This is a genomic window from Calditrichia bacterium, from assembly GCA_020634975.1.
Taxonomy (GTDB): Bacteria; Calditrichota; Calditrichia; order RBG-13-44-9; family J075; genus JACKAQ01.
This window is the reverse complement of the sequence record JACKAQ010000001.1, coordinates 2,696,398-2,716,442: the sequence shown is the minus strand read 5'-3', so window position 1 is coordinate 2,716,442 and position 20,045 is coordinate 2,696,398. Positions and strand designations below refer to the sequence as shown.

Annotated in this window: 19 protein-coding genes; 17 read left to right on the top strand and 2 right to left on the bottom strand. The window is 48.1% G+C overall.

Features of this window, described 5'->3' with window-relative positions; all coding sequences use genetic code 11:
- Nucleotides 1-82: 82 nt before the first annotated feature.
- The 4 genes from H6629_10965 to H6629_10950 all read left to right on the top strand — a co-directional run bounded on the left by H6629_10965 (nucleotide 83) and on the right by H6629_10950 (nucleotide 3,852).
- Nucleotides 83-1,168: a M20/M25/M40 family metallo-hydrolase gene (locus tag H6629_10965; GenBank protein ID MCB9068316.1), complete on the top strand. Its 1,086-nt coding sequence runs from the start codon at nucleotides 83-85 to the stop codon at nucleotides 1,166-1,168.
- Nucleotides 1,169-1,302: 134 nt separating this feature from the next.
- Nucleotides 1,303-1,758: an aminotransferase class I/II-fold pyridoxal phosphate-dependent enzyme gene (locus H6629_10960; GenBank protein MCB9068315.1), complete on the top strand. Its 456-nt coding sequence runs from the start codon at nucleotides 1,303-1,305 to the stop codon at nucleotides 1,756-1,758.
- A gap of 305 nt (nucleotides 1,759-2,063) precedes the next feature.
- The gene (locus H6629_10955; protein ID MCB9068314.1) at nucleotides 2,064-2,462 is read left to right on the top strand and encodes a hypothetical protein; all 399 of its coding nucleotides are present in this window, start codon (nucleotides 2,064-2,066) and stop codon (nucleotides 2,460-2,462) included.
- A gap of 304 nt (nucleotides 2,463-2,766) precedes the next feature.
- Nucleotides 2,767-3,852, top strand: a complete 1,086-nt coding sequence (locus H6629_10950; protein ID MCB9068313.1) for a tetratricopeptide repeat protein — start codon at nucleotides 2,767-2,769, stop codon at nucleotides 3,850-3,852.
- A gap of 93 nt (nucleotides 3,853-3,945) precedes the next feature.
- Here H6629_10950 and H6629_10945 read toward each other — a convergent pair whose 3' ends face one another.
- Nucleotides 3,946-5,040 (bottom strand): histidine kinase, encoded by a 1,095-nt coding sequence (locus tag H6629_10945; protein MCB9068312.1) that lies wholly within the window; start codon nucleotides 5,038-5,040, stop codon nucleotides 3,946-3,948.
- 375 nt (nucleotides 5,041-5,415) lie between these two features.
- On the opposite strand from H6629_10945, the gene H6629_10940 reads away from it, so the two are divergent.
- The 12 genes from H6629_10940 (at nucleotide 5,416) to H6629_10885 (ending at nucleotide 17,307) form a co-directional block, all read left to right on the top strand.
- A complete protein-coding gene (locus tag H6629_10940; protein MCB9068311.1) occupies nucleotides 5,416-5,835 on the top strand; it encodes a hypothetical protein in 420 nt (139 codons plus the stop codon).
- Nucleotides 5,828-6,721, top strand: a complete 894-nt coding sequence (locus H6629_10935) for a hypothetical protein (GenBank protein ID MCB9068310.1) — start codon at nucleotides 5,828-5,830, stop codon at nucleotides 6,719-6,721. Before H6629_10940 ends, H6629_10935 begins: the two co-directional genes overlap by 8 nt.
- The gene (locus tag H6629_10930) at nucleotides 6,714-7,241 is read left to right on the top strand and encodes a GTP-binding protein (GenBank protein MCB9068309.1); all 528 of its coding nucleotides are present in this window, start codon (nucleotides 6,714-6,716) and stop codon (nucleotides 7,239-7,241) included. Before H6629_10935 ends, H6629_10930 begins: the two co-directional genes overlap by 8 nt.
- A gap of 7 nt (nucleotides 7,242-7,248) precedes the next feature.
- A complete protein-coding gene (locus H6629_10925; protein MCB9068308.1) occupies nucleotides 7,249-8,625 on the top strand; it encodes a sigma-54-dependent Fis family transcriptional regulator in 1,377 nt (458 codons plus the stop codon).
- 496 nt (nucleotides 8,626-9,121) lie between these two features.
- Nucleotides 9,122-9,532 carry a DUF4332 domain-containing protein gene (locus tag H6629_10920; GenBank protein ID MCB9068307.1) on the top strand — a complete coding sequence of 137 codons (411 nt, stop codon included), beginning with the start codon at nucleotides 9,122-9,124 and terminating at the stop codon, nucleotides 9,530-9,532.
- 69 nt (nucleotides 9,533-9,601) lie between these two features.
- Nucleotides 9,602-10,042, top strand: coding sequence for a peptidoglycan-binding protein LysM (gene lysM, locus H6629_10915; protein ID MCB9068306.1), 441 nt, complete (start codon nucleotides 9,602-9,604; stop codon nucleotides 10,040-10,042).
- Between the two features lie 97 nt (nucleotides 10,043-10,139).
- The gene (locus H6629_10910) at nucleotides 10,140-10,727 is read left to right on the top strand and encodes a DUF937 domain-containing protein (GenBank protein MCB9068305.1); all 588 of its coding nucleotides are present in this window, start codon (nucleotides 10,140-10,142) and stop codon (nucleotides 10,725-10,727) included.
- Between the two features lie 229 nt (nucleotides 10,728-10,956).
- A complete protein-coding gene (locus H6629_10905; protein ID MCB9068304.1) occupies nucleotides 10,957-13,386 on the top strand; it encodes an ATP-binding protein in 2,430 nt (809 codons plus the stop codon).
- A gap of 12 nt (nucleotides 13,387-13,398) precedes the next feature.
- Nucleotides 13,399-13,914, top strand: coding sequence for a hypothetical protein (locus tag H6629_10900; protein MCB9068303.1), 516 nt, complete (start codon nucleotides 13,399-13,401; stop codon nucleotides 13,912-13,914).
- A 160-nt stretch (nucleotides 13,915-14,074) separates the two neighbouring features.
- Nucleotides 14,075-14,407, top strand: coding sequence for a LapA family protein (locus H6629_10895; GenBank protein ID MCB9068302.1), 333 nt, complete (start codon nucleotides 14,075-14,077; stop codon nucleotides 14,405-14,407).
- Nucleotides 14,408-14,748: 341 nt separating this feature from the next.
- Nucleotides 14,749-16,269: an OmpA family protein gene (locus H6629_10890; protein ID MCB9068301.1), complete on the top strand. Its 1,521-nt coding sequence runs from the start codon at nucleotides 14,749-14,751 to the stop codon at nucleotides 16,267-16,269.
- 159 nt (nucleotides 16,270-16,428) lie between these two features.
- Nucleotides 16,429-17,307: a DUF3078 domain-containing protein gene (locus tag H6629_10885; GenBank protein ID MCB9068300.1), complete on the top strand. Its 879-nt coding sequence runs from the start codon at nucleotides 16,429-16,431 to the stop codon at nucleotides 17,305-17,307.
- An 84-nt stretch (nucleotides 17,308-17,391) separates the two neighbouring features.
- Here H6629_10885 and H6629_10880 read toward each other — a convergent pair whose 3' ends face one another.
- Nucleotides 17,392-19,239 (bottom strand): ABC transporter substrate-binding protein, encoded by a 1,848-nt coding sequence (locus tag H6629_10880; GenBank protein MCB9068299.1) that lies wholly within the window; start codon nucleotides 19,237-19,239, stop codon nucleotides 17,392-17,394.
- Nucleotides 19,240-19,421: 182 nt separating this feature from the next.
- Here H6629_10880 and H6629_10875 point away from each other — a divergent pair, with 182 nt between their 5' ends.
- The gene (locus tag H6629_10875) at nucleotides 19,422-20,009 is read left to right on the top strand and encodes a hypothetical protein (protein MCB9068298.1); all 588 of its coding nucleotides are present in this window, start codon (nucleotides 19,422-19,424) and stop codon (nucleotides 20,007-20,009) included.
- Nucleotides 20,010-20,045: the final 36 nt, after the last annotated feature.

Sequence of the window (20,045 nt, the reverse complement as noted above, 5' to 3'; positions counted from 1 at the left end):
GTAGACTGTCATCTGAAAACCGGATGGAGCGCTATGACTCAACCAATTTCTGTTGACAGTTGTTTACCATCGAAATGGGTTGATGATTTGGGCTGCTTCGTCCCAAACCATTAACCCATTTTTGATTATGTGGCAAATTGAAACACTTCTGACAGATTTAATCAACACGGCTTCCCCGACCGGGAACGAAACTGCCGTGTTGCAGCTGCTCACCCGAACTTTCGGGCGGCTCGGGCTGCAGGTTCAATCTTTTCCGGTTGCGCCGGAACGGTTCAATCTGCTGGCCGGATGGGAAAGCTCACCGGATATCCTGCTCACCACACATTGCGATACGGTTCCACCGCATATTCTCGCCAATATTTCTGATGGCAGAATTTATGGCCGCGGTGCCTGCGATGCCAAAGGCGCACTGGTTGCCATGCTGCACGCGCTGGCCAATCTGCCGGAGTATTTGCGCTGGCGCGCCGGTTTGCTGGTCGTAATTGGCGAAGAAACAGATAGTTGCGGTGCCCAAACATTTTTGGAAGAGCACTATCCCGCGCGGTTTATTATCAACGGCGAGCCGACGGGCAACCAACTGGTCAGCGCCCAAAAAGGTGTGCTGATTTTCGAATTGAGCGCAAACGGCGTAGCGGTACACTCCGGTTATCCGGCGCACGGAAAATCCGCCATCAGCCTGCTGCTGTCTCAATTGGCAAAACTGGAAGCGCTGGATTGGGGCGATTCGCCAACTGCCGGAAAAGCAACCGTCAACATCGGGAAAATTAGCGGCGGCGAAGCTGCAAACACGCTGGCCGAACGCGCCACCGCAACTGTCTGTGTGCGATTGGTGGATGATGCGGCAACAGCTATTTCGCTGCTGAACGCACATTTATTACCGGATGTAACTGTCGAAATTATTGCCCACAGCGATCCGGTCGAGCTGTTCGTGCCAACCGGATTCAACCATTCGCCGGTTTCTTTCGGGTCCGATGCAGCGTATTTTTCGCAAATTTGTCCAACAATGATGGTTGGTCCCGGCAATATTCTGGATGCGCACACGCCCAACGAATCCGTTGCGATATCGGAATTATACGCAGCTTCGGAAATTTATCAGCGGTTGATTGCCACGCTGGCAGCCGAAACACCGGCAATTGCGCGTCCCAAAAATCAATCGCAAATTTTGTAGCTATCGAGGGAAACAATGAAAATCGGGCAGGTCACTAAATCGGCATATTGTATTTTTGTGATGAAAAACCGCGCAGCATCCGAGAACTTTCCGACCGCGCAATTGTAGTTTCCAATCTCTCAAAATAGGCTGGATTGACCGGCTGGCGGCTCGGCGGGCTGATTGCACCTGCGCCAGAAAGTTCGGCGTTAATCCTTGTTCATCAATACTTTATGACTTGTGCACCGTTGATATTACAACACGTTGCAACGCTCATTTTTGAACGCCACTGGCAACCGCTGATTGAAAATAACCGGCTGGACGAGTTGCATCGCCGCAACCTGTTGCTCACCGAATTGCGCCCATTTTCCGGCTGGCAAACGGCAGCACCGGATGGTGGCTTGTTCGTATTTTCTAACATTCCGCAACTTTCCGAAATCGAGTGCGCATCCCGCTATTTTCCGCATCCGGCAAAGGTAATTACCGTTCACGGAAACGCGTTCGGCAACCGCGGCGACAGGTTTATTCGCCTGTCTTACGGTATTTCTACAGAAAACATTCGCACCGCTATTCGCCAATTGCGTGCTGCGCTGACAAATCCCGTCGGTTGATTTCCGCTTTTCTTCCCTCAAAAAATTGGTTTCGTTTTTCTGTGACATCTGATAAACGATGCGTTAGTAAATCAAATATCTTATAACTGAACGATGACTTTGGGACAAGTTAAGTAAGTGATGACAGAGATAAGTAAGTATGTTAGCTGCTGATTCGTTGACCTTCCCATTCTGTCTTTCGGGACATCGAAGGGCAGAAGGGAAGGTGCTTCGAATATTGGTTTTATTCAACTTAAGTTTATAAAATTTTTATCGCAGAAAATAGAAAAACCAGGGACGGAATATTCAACAAGGAGGCTTGGGCCATGTTTACAGTAAATGCAGACCAAATGATGCGCCGGTTAAATATCACCATCAACAACTATTACGATGAAGAAGATTTAAAATCGATTTGCTACATGATTGATCGCGAAATTACCCGGCTGGATGAAGGTTTTATTGCTGCCATCGACGTTCGCGGCATGCGCGTATTGGAGCAAAAATGGACCCGTTACATGAAACGCATTCAAAGCGTAATGATGGAGCACCGCGTTTCCAAAATTGCAACGCTCGTCGATAATGTCATTTTGAAAATGCAGTTGCAACGCCTCGGCAACGAAACCGGCAGCACCGATATCACCCGCCAATTTAACGATGAAGATGAATGGCGAATGTTCATTTCCACACCGCCAAAAATGGACAAACCACATTCTTCGATGTTTTAAAGCCAACTTTTCCTTCCCTGACGGCTTTGTAGCTTTTGCTGCAAAGCCGTTTCCTTTGAAAAAATCTCCAAAAATTATTCATAAAATTCAATATTTTTACGATTACGGCATTGACGGGCATTCAAAAAGGTTTCAAAATCCGTCATTGAGAATTTGCGATAGAACACAATGAAATGTGTAATCTTTCGCATTTTTTACCGATCTTTACCGATTTTTTGCAAGAAAATACTTTCTCTGAATCGCAAATTTTGAACGGGAGAAAGATGCATATTCAGGATGAAGTTTTTATATCAGGAGTGAATTAATGAACCAAAGATCCGAAAAACTGACCTTCTTTTGCCAACTGTGCAACTCACGGATTGAAGGTAATATTTGTCCGGAACATGGGATTGATTTTGTAACCATCAAAAAAGTGTCGGTTGCGGAATCGGCGGAAGCTGCAAAAAAACAAGACCAAAAGCGCCGCATCAACGGCATGTTACAAATTGATGGGGATGAAAAAAAACCAACCCCGGACGATCGCCAGATAGCAGTGGACGGACAAAACGAGTCTGACGAAGCACCTTTTTTGCCGGTCATTCAAACAGAAACAGGGGAAGATAATTCGCTGACAGCCGTTTCGCAAAAAAGCAACAGCAACGCGCAACCATCCCAAAATGCCGGTGTAGATGCTTCCAACGAAGCAGATTATGTGTTTGCCCGCGATGCGGAATTTCAGGAATTGGACGACGATGTGCCAGATTATTACAGCGAACAAGCCCAAACACCACAACCGCCGCCCGTTAACAATAGCGAAAAAAGCAGCATGGTTTTCGCCGTTTTAACGATTGTTTTTATTATGGTTGCAACGGGTATTTATTTTGTCGCTTATTACAATCCGGAAACCGCCGGCACTATTTATTCCCGCGCGGAAAGCTATTTTAGCACTGCGCAATACGAAGAAGCGTTGGTGCTGTATCAGCAGATTGTTTCGGAATATCCGGATGACCCGTTAGCAGAAATGGCCAGCCAGCGCATCGGACGTATAAATCCGCAAAACGAGGGCACAACTGCACTGTCGGAAGAGCAGCAACAGCAGGTCCAGGCGTTTATCGTAAAGGCCAATATGGCATTTCAGAACCAGCAATTTTTATCGCCGGAAAGCAGCAGCGCACTTTATTTTGTGAATCGAACGCTGGCGATGGACCCCCAAAATTCCGCCGCACTCGATTTGCAAAACAAGCTGATCGGCCATTTTGATAATCTGGCAACCATTGCGATCAACGAACAGGATTACGATCGTGCGTTGGCGCATTACCAAAATATTTTGAAAGTGAATCCCGGCAGCGATGACATCCTGAAAAAAATGCGCAGCGTGCTCGAAATAAAGAGCACAACCGCCAGAAACTAATTGTTTATAGCATATTTCAATCACCGCCTCCTTCGGTTGAGACGTCGTTATCATTAAATAAATGGTAGCGACGTTTTTTTTGGCAGGATTTTTTTATTGGGAAACGGTTTCGGAAATTCGTGCGGCAGGGCGAGCCGGAAGATAAAACTTGACCCGAAATAGCTGCTCCTCGGGGATGGATTGGGCGGAAAACTGAACATCTTTTCCGTAGATAAGTGCCAGTCTTTGCTGAAGGTTACGTAATCCCGACAAATCTTGCTGAATCATTTGCCGTTCAACTCGCCGCGAAGGTGCGATTGTAACGCTGTTTTCCACTACGGCAATCACATTTTGATCCTGTTGATTGATATTCAGGCGAATCCAGCCGCCATCTTCCGCAGTTTCGATGCCGTGTTCAATTGCGTTTTCGAGCAGTGGCTGCAGCATCATTGCCGGAATCGGATAGCCCAACAAATTGGGATCAATATTTTCCTCAAAATGAAAACGGTCTTTGAGCCGCAATTTTTCGAGTTCAAGATAATGGCGCACAAACGTCATTTCGTCGGCAAGTGCCAATGTATCAGTGGATTTATTGCGGATGGCATGTTGCAGCATTTCGATGGTTGTGCGCAGCACTTTCCGTGCTGTTCCCGGAGAACCGGTGATGCTGTCGTGGGCAAAATTCAACATTTCATAAATAAACCGCGGATTCAGCTGGATGTGCGGCACCGGTTGCGTTTTCGGTGCTGTGTGCAACGTGCTTTTTTGGGTTGAGCCGGCAACAATTACTTTTGGCGAAAGCAGCCAATAATATCCGCCGGTAATGATGGCATACAGCAAAATACCGATGGGAAACAGCCAGGCTAAAATTCCCTGCCAATCGATGGGCAGCGATACGATTTCCGGGAATAGCACAATTGCGCTGCCGGAAGCCATCGCCAGCCAAAGCACAACAAAAATGGCGCCCAAAGCAATGTGGGTGCCGGCAAACACAACATCAGATAACCGGTTCCGGCGAATCTGGTTGCAAATGGGCCACCACAGCAAACTCAACACAACTGCCGGAACAAACAGCAGTGCCGAAATTGCCAAAATTACGGGCAGCGAAACCGCACCCGGATTTTGTAAAATCAGCGCCACAGTGGAAACAGGTAGCCAACTGCCCCACAAAATGGCATTGAACTTTAGCACTTTTTTAATGGGATTCAATCCCGGACTCCGTTAGATTTCAAGGTGTTTATCGATAGCATACGAAATAAAATAAATATTTTTTGATGACGCAAGTAAAATAAAAACAACGGTTCAGATAAAATAATTTTTGGTTTTCACCGTGAAACATGCGATTAATATTGTTACAATTGTGTTTTGTTGCGTTATAAACATTTCCGCAGAAGGATACGGTTGCAGCTTTATTTTTCGAATCGCAGTACCGGGATGGAAGATCTCGCAAAAAATTGATCCGGGATTTTTTTTCAAATATCAATTTTCCCGGCGAAGATATGAAAAACACAATTTGATTTATGTCACAGTTTTGTTACATTTGCACGCTTGTACTAATGAAAAAAGAAGTAAGGAACACTAACAATGAGCAAACAGATGCAACCATCGTCAAACAACATCGACCAAATCCGCAGCCTTATTTTCGGGCAGCAGATGGAAGAATATCAGGATCGTTTTAACACCTTAAGCCAGGAAGTCAGCAATCTGCGCGACGAAATGCGGTCATCGTTTACCCGTATCGAAAAAATGATTGAGCAACTGAACGCCAATACCGACCAGCAGAATACGGACGTCCATTCCCGATTGGATGATACGAAAAAGCAGCTTGAAGATTCGCTGGCAGCAACTGAGCTTCGGCTGACAGAATCGATCCGGCAGTTGGATCACGATAGCGCCAAACGATTGCAACTGGCTGCATTTCTGGAAAACGTAAGCCAGCAGTTACGCAACGGCGATACCGCAGAAACCAATCACAAACCGGCGCAAAAAGAGCAACATGAGTAACGCAGAATCACATCGCCCGATGGATGATGCATTTCTGCAGCTCAAATCGCTTTTACTCACCGAAGATCAGGACCGAATTCAGGAACTCGAAGCAAAAATCGTCGAACTGAAAACCCAATTAGCTCAAAAAGACCAACTGATCAAAACATTAGAACCTGTTGTTGTTGAAGTGCTCAAACGAAAAATCGTCGAGTCCAAAACCGAAGTGGTTGAGGCAATTTCGCCGATTATGAGCGAATCCATCAAAGCGCAGATCGCCAATGCCAAAGATGATATGGTGGATGCGCTTTATCCATTGCTCGGCGCGATGGTTAAAAAATCCGTTACCGAATCCATCAAACATTTGGTGGAGCAGGTGAACCGGATGATGGAAAACGCGTTCAGCTGGGAAATGCTGAAAGCCAGATTAAAAGCCAAATTTACCGGCGTTTCGCCCGGTGAAATACTGCTCGCCGATGCCTCGCCGTTTCAATTGGAAGGCATTTACCTCATCGCCAAAGGCTCCGGAATACTGATCGCATACGCCCTCCGGGAAGATCGACCGGAGTTGCAGGAAAATTCCCAACTGATCGGCGGAATGCTTACGGCCATTAAATCGTTTGTGGAAACCGCGTTTTCCGGCTCAGGGCAGGACGACCTGCGCGATGTGAATCTCGACGATCACAAAATCCGCATTCAGAACGGGCGATACAGCTACATCGCGGTCGTTTACACCGGATATCCGAACCGGGAATTTGACGACATGCTACGGGAATGTCACGATATTATCCACAAAAATTTTCACCAACAATTACGCAATTACGACGGCAACAACGAAGCGCTCTCGGGCATCGAAACGCCGTTATTGGACATCATTCGGAAAATGCAAGCCATCGAAAATGAATAAAGTTGTGATCCAAAAAAAAATTTGTGTGCTCGGCAAGTTCGGTGTGGGCAAAACCAGCCTCATCCGCCAGTTTGTTCACGGCATATTTGACGACACCTACCTTTCCACCATCGGCGTAAAAGTTTCCCAAAAGCTGCTCTCGCCCATCGAAATTTCGCCGGGAACATTCCGGCAAATCAATATGTTGGTTTGGGATATCGAAGGATTTGAAACAGATTCCCGGCAGTTGGGTAACTATCTCGTTGGTGCCAGCGGTGCAATCATCGTTTCCGACCTGACCCGCAGCGACAGCGTGGCGCTCGTTTCCCAAATTCAGCAAACTTTTTTGGAAAAAAATCCTGCGGGGAAAATGATTGTGCTGGGCAACAAAACAGATGTGCCGGTCGACAAAAGTGAAAACACCGCCCAGCTCAACCAAATTTGCAATTCGCTAAAACTGCCGCATTTGCTCACCAGCGCAAAAACCGGCGACAACGTAGAATCCGCATTTACGAAACTTGGCAAACTAATTGCTACATAACGCACTTATGGAAACCACATTTTTTGAAAAAGTGCTGAGCGAAAACGCCAGTCAATTTGCATATTTGGATAATCAGTTGCGCATTGTTTCGCACAGTTCGCAGTTCGAACGATTTGCGGAAAAACGCGGCTCGCTAAAATCGCAGCCGATCACCGCCGTTTTTCGCGAAACGATCGGCTTGGAAACCGTTTTAGAACAGCTGATCAGCAGCAATCACGGCACATTTTTGCTGGAAAACCTCAATCGCGAATTTGAAAACGGCGATCTGGGATTTTTCAATTTATCATTTTTCGCCACCGGCGATGCTCACAAACCGCTGTTTTGCATGATTCAGGAAGTCACTGAAAAAGCTGAACTTATGCAAAGTATTCGCCAAAAAGAAAACCAATTGTTATTGCTGGAAAGCATGCTCTCCGCCCAAAACAGCGACGCCGCGGTATCGTTTTTGGGCAACTCACCGGCTGTTCAGCGGATTCGCCGGACCATCGAAAAAATCGCCCGAATTCCCACCTCAACCATCCTGCTTCACGGCGAAAGCGGCACCGGAAAAAGCATGGTCGCCCGCACCATTCACCACGCCGCGTTTGGCAAAAGCCGCCCGTTTGTAGAAATCAACTGCGCTGCAATTCCCGAAGCGCTGCTGGAATCGGAGCTGTTTGGCTACGAAAAAGGTGCGTTTACCAACGCGATCGCCAGCAAACCGGGATTATTGGAAGAAGCCGGCGGCGGCACATTGTTTTTGGATGAAATCAGCGAGATGTCGCCCAAACTGCAGGCAAAATTGTTGTCTTTTCTGGAAACACGACGGTTCCGGCGGTTGGGCAGCGTTAAAGATGTGGAAGTGAATTTGCGCGTCATCACTGCAACCAACCGCGATTTAACGGAAATGGTTCGCGAAAACGATTTCCGGGAAGACCTGCTCTATCGCTTAAATGTTGTAAATATTGAACTTCCGCCATTGCGGGAAATGGGCGACGACATTTTGATGATCGCCCGGCATTTTGTTAATATTTTTAACAAAGAATTTCGCAAACAGATCAGCGGATTTACGCCCGACGCTGAGAGAAATTTGCGAAATTACAACTGGCCGGGCAACGTTCGCGAACTTCGCAACGCCATTGAACGGGCGATGATTTTTGTGGAAGAAAATATCATCGATGCGCCGGATATCCAGCTCGGGAATCTGCGCCGGAACACCGTTTCCGCCGATCCGCTGGCGTCCATCCAACTCCCGCCGGACGGCATTTCTTTTGAGGCTGTCGAGCGAAAACTGCTGCAGGACGCGCTGGAAAAATCCAACGGCAACCAGTCGCAGGCAGCGCGTTTGCTCCACCTCACCCGCGATGCTTTTCGTTACCGGCTGGAAAAGCACGATTTGCTGTAAGACCCAAATTTCTGGGTGATATTCCCCAACACACGCGTATTTTCTGAGGAATATCACCCAGCCATCGCCACGAAGCTCACCAATTATCTCTCGTGTTTTGTATATTTTCTCCAAAAAACCAACTTTCTGCGAATACAACTAACGTATCTACATCAGATTGTACAAAACAGCCCAAAACACCGGTTTTGCCAGGGTATTTCTCTAAAAATTACTGTTTTATTATACTTTGGCACATGAATTGTGTAACTCAATGCGCCGGACGTTGCGGTAATTAAAAAATGCAAATTCTGTTTGCAATTATCTTTTAAAATGCTGTAACTTGAAAACTTAAGGACAAATATGTCTTCGGTGCGGAGTTAAATTAAGTTTATCAAAGGCTTTAGCGCAAATTTTTCACTAAGCCGGTATAGATCTGATAATTTTGCAAAACGCGCACAATGTTTTTCGAAATTACTGATTATCTCAAAACCCTAACTTGCACCGGGGAGAATATCCAATGCCAAATTACAAAATCACTGAAATTGAAGGGATCGGCGCAGCAAATGCGGATAAGCTGGTAGCTGCCGGCGTCCGGACTGTGATGATGTTGTTAAAAAAGGGATGCACACCCGAAGGGCGCGAACTTTTGGCGGAAAAATCCGGCATTAGCGAAAGCAAATTGCTCTCCTGGGTAAATATGGCTGATTTAATTCGCATCCGCGGCATTGGCGGCGAATATGCAGAACTGCTGCACGAAGCCGGCGTAGATACCATAAAAGAACTGCGCAATCGTAACCCGGAGAATCTTCATTCTAAAATTATTGGCATTAACAATTCCTATCGACGGGTTCGCCAATTGCCAACGCTTAAACAGGTGCAATCCTGGGTGTTATTGGCAAAAACAACCGAACCAATGGTAACTTATTAAAAAACAACCCCCAAAACCTGGCGACAGGTTTATCTTTAAATCCATATATTCAAAATAGGAGGCAATATTATGGGATTTTTTGATTTTTTAAAAGATGTTGGCACCAATTTGTTCGGCGGTGGCGACGAAGCAGTTGAGATTAAAGAAATGCTCACCAAAGAACTGGGTGACAAAATTACCAATCTCGATGTGAAATTTGAAGATGGCGCAGTTACGCTGTCTGGCGAGTGCGACAGCGTTGCAACCCGCGAAAAAGCGATGCTGCTTTCCGGCAACATCAAAGGTGTTGAAAAAGTGGATGCAGACGGCTTATCCGCTCCGGCACCCAAAGTTGAAGAACCGACCACGTATTACACCGTAAAACGCGGCGATTCACTCTCGTTGATTGCCAAACGTCACTATGGCGATCCGATGAAATACAAACAATTGTTTGAAGAAAACAAGGAAATCATCAAAGATCCGAACCTGATTTATCCGGGTCAGGTATTGCGTATCCCCAAACTGTCATAAGTTTCGCATACGCAAATTCATCAATTGATAGTGCTGCGGAAGAAGGCTGCAAAACCCTTCTTCCGCTTTTAACCATGCTTAACCCGAAGGAGTACGAATGTCTAATTTTCTGGAAGATTTTATGGGGAATCTTGGCGGTGATGTTGCTAAAAAGATGGCCGCCAATCTCGATATCGACCCAAACACCATTTCTGCGATGATTCCCCAGGTTGCTCCGTTAATTCTGGGCGGACTGAAACGCCAGAAAGACAACTTTGGCGGCGAACAACGTATCGATCACATTTTAAACAAATATGGCAGTGCCAGCGTGCTGGATAACCTTGGCGATCTGTTTTCCGCGAAAGCCGGCGATAGCAGTGCCGACCCGCGTTTGGGTGGATTGTTGGGCGATTCCGGTGTGCAGGCTGCAAATATGCTTTCCAACCAATTCAATCTCAAAACCGATACTGCCAACCAGTTTATCACCATGTTGGCGCCGGTCATTTTGGGCTTTTTGACCAAAAAACGCGATAGCGACGGCATGGGCTCATCCGGCATCGGCGCATTACTCGACCAAAACGGCGATGGCAGCATTCTGGACGATGTTGCGGGATTCCTGATGAAAGGACTCAGCGGTGGCGGTTCGCAAGGTGCCGGCGGTTTGCTCGGTGGTTTGCTCGGCGGACTTTTCGGCGGCAAAAAATAACCGTTTGAACAACCGATTTTTATCGAAATAAATTTCTTGCTAATCAACCGTGCGCTACTGTTTTGAGGCGTGCGGTTTTTTTATGAAAAATGATTCTGCCGGACAGAAAATATCGGTGCATCGCTGTCGAAAGCCAAAAACCGCAAAGTGCGTTGCAATTGCGGCTTTTTTTATGTAATTATTAGCGATTCAGAAATCCAAGTTCACAATTGTGCGGGAGCGAAAAACGATGAAGCAATTCGAAAAACTGGGTGTGTTTTACCTCGGGAAAACGGTCGATCAGCAAACCGGCAAACCGGGCAGCGACTATTTATTGTATGATTCCAAAGATTTGGTGACGCACGCTGTATGCGTCGGGATGACCGGCAGCGGCAAAACCGGCTTGTGCATCGGGCTGCTGGAAGAAGCGGCAATCGACAACATTCCGGCGATTATCATCGATCCGAAAGGCGATTTGGGAAACCTGCTGCTCACCTTTCCTGAATTGCGCGGCAAAGATTTTCAACCGTGGATCAACCCGGACGAAGCCAACCAAAAAGGCGTTTCGCCGGAAACATACGCCGATCAGCAAGCCGAATTGTGGAAAAACGGGCTGGCATCATGGGATCAGGATGGCGAGCGCATTCAAATGTTGCGCGATGCCGCAGATTTCGCAATTTACACACCCGGCAGCAGTGCCGGATTGCCGGTTTCCATCCTCAAATCGTTTTCCGCGCCCGCACCCGCCGTGCTCAATGATTACGATTTGCTCCGCGAACGCATCCAATCCACCGTTTCGGGGATTTTGCAATTGCTGGGCATCAACGCCGATCCGCTGCAAAGCCGCGAACATATTTTGCTTTCGAACATCATCGAAGAAACCTGGCGCGGCGGTAAAGATCTCGATCTCGGCGGGCTGATCCAGATGATCCAAACCCCGCCAATGCAGAAGATCGGTGTTTTCGACATCGAAGCATTTTATCCGTCGTCCGATCGGTTCAAACTGGCGATGACCATGAACAACCTGCTCGCCGCGCCCGGATTCAAATCGTGGCTGGAAGGCGATCCGCTGGACATCGACGCGATGATGTACACCGCCGAAGGCAAACCGCGCGTGACCATTTTTTCCATCGCCCATTTATCAGACGCCGAACGCATGTTTTTTGTGACACTGCTGCTCGGGCAAATGCTCAGCTGGATGCGGGCGCAGTCCGGCACCACCAGCCTCCGCGCTCTGCTGTATATGGATGAAGTTTTCGGATTTTTGCCACCGATTGGCGAACCGCCATCCAAAAAACCGCTGCTCACGCTGTTGAAACAGGCGCGGGCGTTTGGCTTGGGCGTGGTGCTGGCTACCCAAAATCCGGTCGATCTGGATTACAAAGGGTTGTCCAATACCGGCACCTGGTTTATCGGGCGGCTGCAAACCGAACGCGACCAGGATCGATTGATCGACGGACTGACCAGCGCCAGCGGCGACGGACTGAACAAAAGCGACATCAAATCGCTGATCAGCGGATTGCAAAAACGCAGCTTTTTGCTGCACAACGTTCACGAAAAACATCCCGTGGTGTTTTCCACCCGCTGGGTGATGTCCTATTTGCGCGGCCCGCTGACCCGCAACCAAATAAAAGTGCTGATGGACGAACGGCGTAGCAACACAGTTGCCAAATCCGAACCGGCGACGGCGACGTCAACGGCTGCTTCGCAACCCATTACTGCCGCATCGACCACAACCGCCCAAATCCGGCCACAGTTGCCACCGGAAATCCGGCAATATTTTGCACCGCAAAAACTGGTGTTGCCGAAAGGCGCGCGAGTGATATATCACCCGCATATCGTTGCCGGCGGTGCAGTGCAAATCGTCAACAGCCGTTACAATATTGCGGAAAGCCAAACCATCGGGCACCTGCTGCCATTGCCGGAAGATGCCATCGGGCTGCGCTGGGATGACTCCAAACCCGCATCGCCGGACAGCGATTTGCTCGGCGGGGCTCCCATTGACAGCGCAAGCTATCTACCTGTTCCTGCTGAAATTAACCGCGTTACCGGATACAGCCGTCTGGACAAAGATTACGAATCATTTGTCTACCGGGATTTCAGTTTTTCGCTGTTGCAAAGCAAGGAATACAAACAGATTTCACGTCCCGGTGAGAGCGAACGCGATTTTCGCATCCGGCTGACGCAGATCATGCACGAGCGTCGCGATCTGGAAATTGACCGGCTGCGCCGCCGTTACGCCAGCAAAATTGATTCGCTCGAAAAGCAGATTCGCACCGCCGAACGCCAACTGGATAAAGAAGCGACCGATCTGCAACAGCAAAAAATGAACACCGCGTTGTCCATCGGTTCAACCGTTTTGGGCATGCTGTTTGGCAGCCGGTCCAGCACCCGGATTGCCACTGCGGCAAAAACAGCATCGCGCATTTCCAAAGAGCGCCGCGATTTTGATCGCACCGAGGACAAACTGGCCGATTTGCAGGACAAACTGCGCGATCTGGAATCTGAGCTGCAGAACGAGATCGATCAGTTAACCCTCCGGTTCGATCCGGCATCCGAACCGCTGGAAACCGTGGACATCCGCCCGAAAAAAAGTGATGTGCTGCAACGCTATTTCGGCTTGCTCTGGCTGCCGTTTGCCCATCTGCCAACCGGCGAAATTCAGGCGCTTTACGAATAAAACGGGGAACCCATGAGCATTGCAGAATTGATCAGCCGGCTGGATATTTTCGCCCCGTATCTTGCGGGAATACTAATTGTAATTCCAATATTTTCATTTATTTACACTCGTTGGCTTGGACCGGCAAAAACAATGACGCGTCCGCACAATTTTGTACTGGCAACCATCGTTTATCTGTCCTGCGTGCCGGGGATATTTGCGGCGGTGCTCACGGCGTATTCGCTGTTTTTTCTGCGCAGCAATCTGTTGGAAGTAAACGCGCTTATCTACTTTTTGCCAATCATTTCGATGATCGTTACACTGGCACTGATGCGCCGGAACGTCAATTTCGATTATCTGCCCGGCTTCGACCGGCTGCGCGGATTAATGCTGCTGCTCGCCGTTACATTCATCGTTTCATTTTTATTGATGCAACTACGGATCTGGCTATTTTTCGGCGGCTCCATCGGGTCATTGCTTATTGGCATGATCCTCATTTTTCTGCTGCTGCGCTATGGTTCCCGTCTGTTATTGCGCGGCAAAAAATAAATTAGAACACCCCAAATGGCACTATTGCCCAACATTGCTACTATTTTTTTTCATCTATTTAGTGTTTTATAAAAAATGTGTATATTGTGAAGCTGTATGGGTTAGCTGGCTTTGCAGCCGGTTTTAACTAAACTGGAAACCAAAATACGATCAAAATTAAATGCCGATTTTTTTGATTTTAGCCGTTATCATCGCTATTATTGCGGTAACGTTTGCATTGCAGAATGCCATAATGGTAACCGTTTCGCTGCTGTTTCTCGAATTCGAAAGCTCGCTGGCGCTGGTGCTATTGATGACACTCGGCATTGGTATTCTGGTCGGGTTTCTGGGCATTTTGCCAACGCTTATCAAACAGCGGCTCGAATTATCGCGACAGCGCAAAAAGATTTTGGCATTGGAAAACCAGCCGAAACCAACTACCGCTTTGCCCGATACCGGCACGCTTCCGAATGAATCAATTTCCGATGATCCAAACCTGCCGGTACAGCAATGAATGCTAATATATCAGCCAAATATCATTTCGAACCATTATCTCAACTCAACCATGATACTGGGTTATTTGACACAAACCTGCCCGTAATATGGGCAATATAACCCGGCTAACGTTTTCGGGCATCCATTTCAAAACAAAATCAACAAACATTTACGTGACACCTAAATCGAAAATTATCAAACACTTAAAGTGTTTAGCAATATAAAAAAGGAGACGTGATGAGTTGATAGACATTTCCGGCATATACTTTGAATATGGAAAGGTTCTGTAAGGGAGGGATTTCATGAACAGCAATAAATATTGTGAACAATCTAATTTGACCTAACATTAAAGGAGACGATATGTTGAAGCGTTACATGGCTATTTTAGCTGTTTTTTCCCTCGTAGTTTCGACGGGAGTTTTTGGGCAGTTCCGCGCCAATCAATTGGGTGGCGGTATGGGTTTCGGACAATCCTACGGCTATTCCGACGACGGCGGCGGATGGGATGAAGAAGGCGGACTGAGCTTCCGGGCTTTCTTGCGCCACAGTTTTTCGAACGTGATTGAAGGTGAATTTAGCGCCGGTCTCAGCTCAAAATTGGTTGGCATCGAAGGCAACACCACCACCGTACGTCCGTTTGATGTTCGCCTGTTGGTTCGCCCGTTCGTAAAAGAATATTGGAGCCCCTATGTTTACGGCGGTCTGGGTACTGCAAAATACATCATCGAAAAATTCCCGGCGAACGCCACTGCCGGTGTTGAAGCAGAAGGCTGGGAACCGTATGCACCGTTTGGTGTTGGTGTCCAGTTCAAAATAGATGATAACACATCGTTAGAAGTTAGCGGCGGTTATAACTATGTATTTTCCGACGTACTGAACGGCATCGAAAAAGACGCATCCAACGATGGCTTTTTGAATCTGCATGTTGGTTTAACAATGACCGGATTTGATTGGGATGCCGATCCAGATGGTGACGGACTCACCAATCGCGACGAGAAAAAACTTGGCACCAAATACAACGTCGCCGACACCGATGGCGATGGTCTGAACGATGGCGAAGAATTTCTCGAAACCAAATCCAACCCGTTGGAAATGGATACAGATGGTGACGGACTGAACGACGGCGCAGAAGCCAAAACCCACAAAACCGACCCGACCAAAGCCGACACCGATGGTGACGGACTTGATGACAAAGCAGAAGTGATGACTCACAACACCGATGCAACCAAAGCCGACACCGATGGCGACGGGCTGAACGACAAAGACGAATTGATGTCGCACAAAACCAACCCGACCAAAGCCGACACCGATGGTGACGGACTGAGCGACGGCGCAGAAGTGAACACGCACAAAACCGACCCGATGGCTACTGACAGCGACAAAGACGGTTTGAGCGACGGCGACGAAGTGAACAAATACAAAAGCAACCCGTTGGCAATGGATACCGACAACGGCAGCGTAAACGACGGTGACGAAGTGCGTCGCGGTACCAACCCGACCAACAAAGATGACGACGTAATTCTGGAAGTTACCGAAGTTGGTGGCAAAATTACGCTGGAAGGTATTGTTTTCGCCAGCGGTAAAGCAGCAATTACCGCAGAATCCGAAGAAATTTTGGAAAAAGCCTATCAAACTCTGAAAGCATATCCGGATATGGAAGTGCAAATTCAGGGCTACACCGATAACACCGGCAGCAATTCCGCAAACATGCTCCTTTCCGAGCGCCGCGCTGTTGCTGTGAGAGATTATCTGGTCCAGAAAGGTATTGCAGCAAATCGCATTACTGCCAAAGGCTTTGGCCCGCAAAGTCCGGTTGCTGATAACAGCACACCGGAAGGCCGCCGGCAGAATCGCCGTATCGAATTTGTTCGCACGAAGTAAACCGTAACAACAGAATCTCAAAATATTGAAAATACACACAGTGCCTTCATCAATTCTGGTGAGGGCACTGTTATGTAAAATAGTATTATCCTGTTTGGGAACTTAAAATTTTCTATATCTTTAAATCTTATATTTACAATTATTTAGGAGGCATTAACCATGAAGAAGTATGTGAGTTGGATGTTGTTAACCGCAGTAATTTTAACAGCTTCGGCAATTGCGCAGGAAGCGGAAAAAGAAGCACCGAAATTCGGCTGGACAGAAAGCCTGGTCGGAAACCTGAATTTTACCCAAACCTCATTGAGCAATTGGAGTGCCGGCGGCGACGACAATTGGAACTGGCAACTGGATATTAACGGCAAAGCCGTCAACGATCAGGAAAAGATCAACTGGAGCAACGCAGCCAAAATTTCCTATGGACAAACCAAAATCGCTGACCAGTCTTCCCGCAAATCCGCAGACGAAATTCGTCTGGAGAGCGTGATGGCTTACAAACTGGGCACGTTAATCAATCCCTATGTTGCCGTTACCGGCATCAGCCAAGTAACCAGCAGCTACACCTTCAGCGAAGACGCCAACGGCAACGAAGAAAAAAAGGAAATCTCCAAATTCCTCAATCCCGGCTTTTTTACCGAAAGCTTTGGTATCGCGATCAAGCCGATCCCGGAATTCCAGACCCGCCTCGGTTTGGCCTTCAAACAAACTGTTGCGACAGACGAAACGTTCGCTCCGGCATACAGCGACGACCCCGATACACCTGAACTTGAGAAAGTGCGTTCGGAAGTTGGTATGGAATCCGTTTCTGATTATTCCCGCAAAGTAAGCGAAAACATTCTCTACACCTTCAAACTGGAAATGTTTTCAGCATTTTCCGCAGCCGATGAAATTGACGTGCGTTGGGACAATATGCTCTCAGCAAAAGTGTCCAAACTGATTGCTGTCAGCTTCAACCTGCAGTTGTTTTACGATAAGGACATCTCCCCGAAACGCCAGTTGAAACAGGTGCTGGCCGCCGGGTTGACCTATTCGTTCCTGTAAGTAAAACAGAAAACACATGTTTTTACAAAAAAAAAGCCGCGTCAATTGATGCGGCTTTTTTTATTCTACTTTATATTTTATTCCTCAAAAACTGATCGGAATCACCTGCCCGTAGTTCAATTTTAGCACAGATAACTTGCTGTTTACCCTCGGCTTACTGCCAAACTGGATACTCTGCATCAATCCCTGATACAACCGCGATTTTTCCAGACGGTCGCGGTAATCCTTGCTTGAAATGCCCGGCGAATAATTGTCGAGCATCCATTTCATGGTATCGTAACCGAGCAGGTGAAACCGTTCCGGCGTGGCTTTCATGGCGTTGCGGAAGCGGTTCATAAACAACCGGTAATTGGAAGATTCCGGGTCGAAATAGCCGGGTGAAATAAACACCATCCCTTCCAGATAATCCCGGAATTTGCGAAGCTGCTGCACATCGTTCCAGCCCTCGTTACCGAGCAGCGTGGCTTTGATATTGTTGAACGCCAATTGCGGCGCCAGAAACGGGATAAATTCCGGGGATCGAATCACAATCAGCAATCCGTCCAGACCGGTGGACGCCACATCGGTAGAATCAACCGGGAAACCGGGACGGCGCGGCTGGAATGTGCGTTCCAGATACGCCCGATATTCGCGATCAATTTTGCCCTGGCTGGCATCCGGTTCCGCACCGAGCAGCGAATCGCGGAACGCGAGAAAAATCCCTTTCCGCCAAACGGCCCGGAACTGTGCGTTAAAATCCTCGGTATCTTCGTAATACCACTGGATGGATTCCACCGATGCACCTTCGCCCTGCGCAGCTTCTACAAAATTTTGGACAAAGGTTTCGCCATACTGGTTGGCAGGTGCCAACACCGCCAAACGCTTTAACTGCAACGATTGCGCGGCATAACTTCCAAAAAATTGCCCTTTGCTGCGGGCATCCGGGTTAATCTGAAATACAAATTTATTGAGTTCCGCCAGTCCGGTTTGCGAGCTGAGCGGCGCGATAAACGGGCGTTCTTCGTAGGCTGCCAGCGCAGCCAATGCAGCGGTTTGATCCACATCCACCGGGCTGACAACCGCAACCGGCGCACTGGTGATTATCGATTCTTTGTATGCCGAAACCGCATTGTACACTGATGGCGAAATGTCCTGAATTTTCAGACCGACATCGCTGCCGGGATTCCGCTGGCGATATTCATCCAGCGCATATTGCATGCCCAAAGCCAGCGCTTCGGAAACATCTTTTGTGTTGGCATCCGTATCCTGCAGATACAAAAACGTGCGGCTACCACTGCTGCTGCCCGAAACGGGAGCGCCGAGCAGTTCGCGGGCTTTGCCGGCGTATGCATGATCCGGTTGTGATTGCAAAAATCCACTCAACACGGATTTCGCGCGGCTGTTTTCCCCTGCGACCAGCAATTTACGCCCGATGGCCACCTGGGCAACGCCATCCAAAAACGGGTTCTGATGTTTGACACGAATTTGCTCAATTTGCGAAATCGTAAAAAAGCTGTTCATTGTGTCAAAAATATAATCACCGGTGACTTGCTTTAACCGGGGATCTTTGCTGTTGCCCATCACCCAAACCCACTCGTCAATCGCGGCTTCGTAATTGCGCTGTTTGTAAAACGAGTTGCCGAGCAATTGGTGCATATCGTCCAGATATGAGCTTTCCGGATGTTTGCTAAAAAAGAATTTCGCGACAATTTCCGTGCGGGAAAAATCGTTCATTTGATAATACGAACGCGCCAGCATATAGCGCATGCTGGTTACCAGTTGCCCGTTCGGGTATTCCTGTAACGCCCGCAAAAAGGTGCTTTGCGCATTGGTAAAATTGCCGGATTTATACGCATCCATCCCGCTTCGGAAAAGGTTTGCCTCACCCGTTGTCTGGGAAAATCCAGTCACCCACAACCCGCAGATCAGTACGATCAGCAACCGAGATTTCAATATGATCTCCTTCTAAATATCGGTAACACCGTTTGATAGTTGTTTCACAGCTTGTGAATATAAAAGATATTATTCGAAATGTCAACGGATGAAGTCTTACGACAACGGGCAAATGAATCAGCTGCCGGTTGATTCGCACCCAAAAAGTAGATATATTTGCCCTCAAAAAATGGAACATGTACATGCGAAAATTTCTGTTTGCGATGCTATTCGTTGGCTTGGCGGCGAATCCGCTTTTTGCGCAAAATGAACTCATCGGATACGGCGAACGCCACAACCAAATCAATCGAAGGGCGATGCAGATTTTGAGTGGCTGGTCGTTGGCAAATATGGCCGCAGCGGGAATCCAGTATCGCGCCAGCGACGGCCGCGACAGATATTTTCACGAAATGACGCTGATGTGGAACGCCGTGAATCTGGGCATTGCCGGACTCGGCTATTGGCGCGCCCGCCATTCGCTGCACAATCTTTCGCTGGCGGATGCCATCGACAAACAGCGCGGCATCGAGAAATTGCTGCTGCTCAACACCGGGCTGGATGCAGCATACATCATGACCGGCGTTTACCTCGTCAATCGCGGCAACGATATCACCCGCGAGGGCGAACGGCTGCAGGGCTACGGCGCTGCGATAATTTTGCAGGGGAGTTTTTTACTGGCGTTTGATGTGGTGTATTATTTTTTCCACACGCGCAACAACCGGAAATTGAATGCGATATTGCAACGGGTGGAAATTTCCAGCAATAGCGTTGGCGTGCGGTTTTCATTTTGATTGTTTTTTGGCGCAATGGCGATTGGGCGGGTCAGC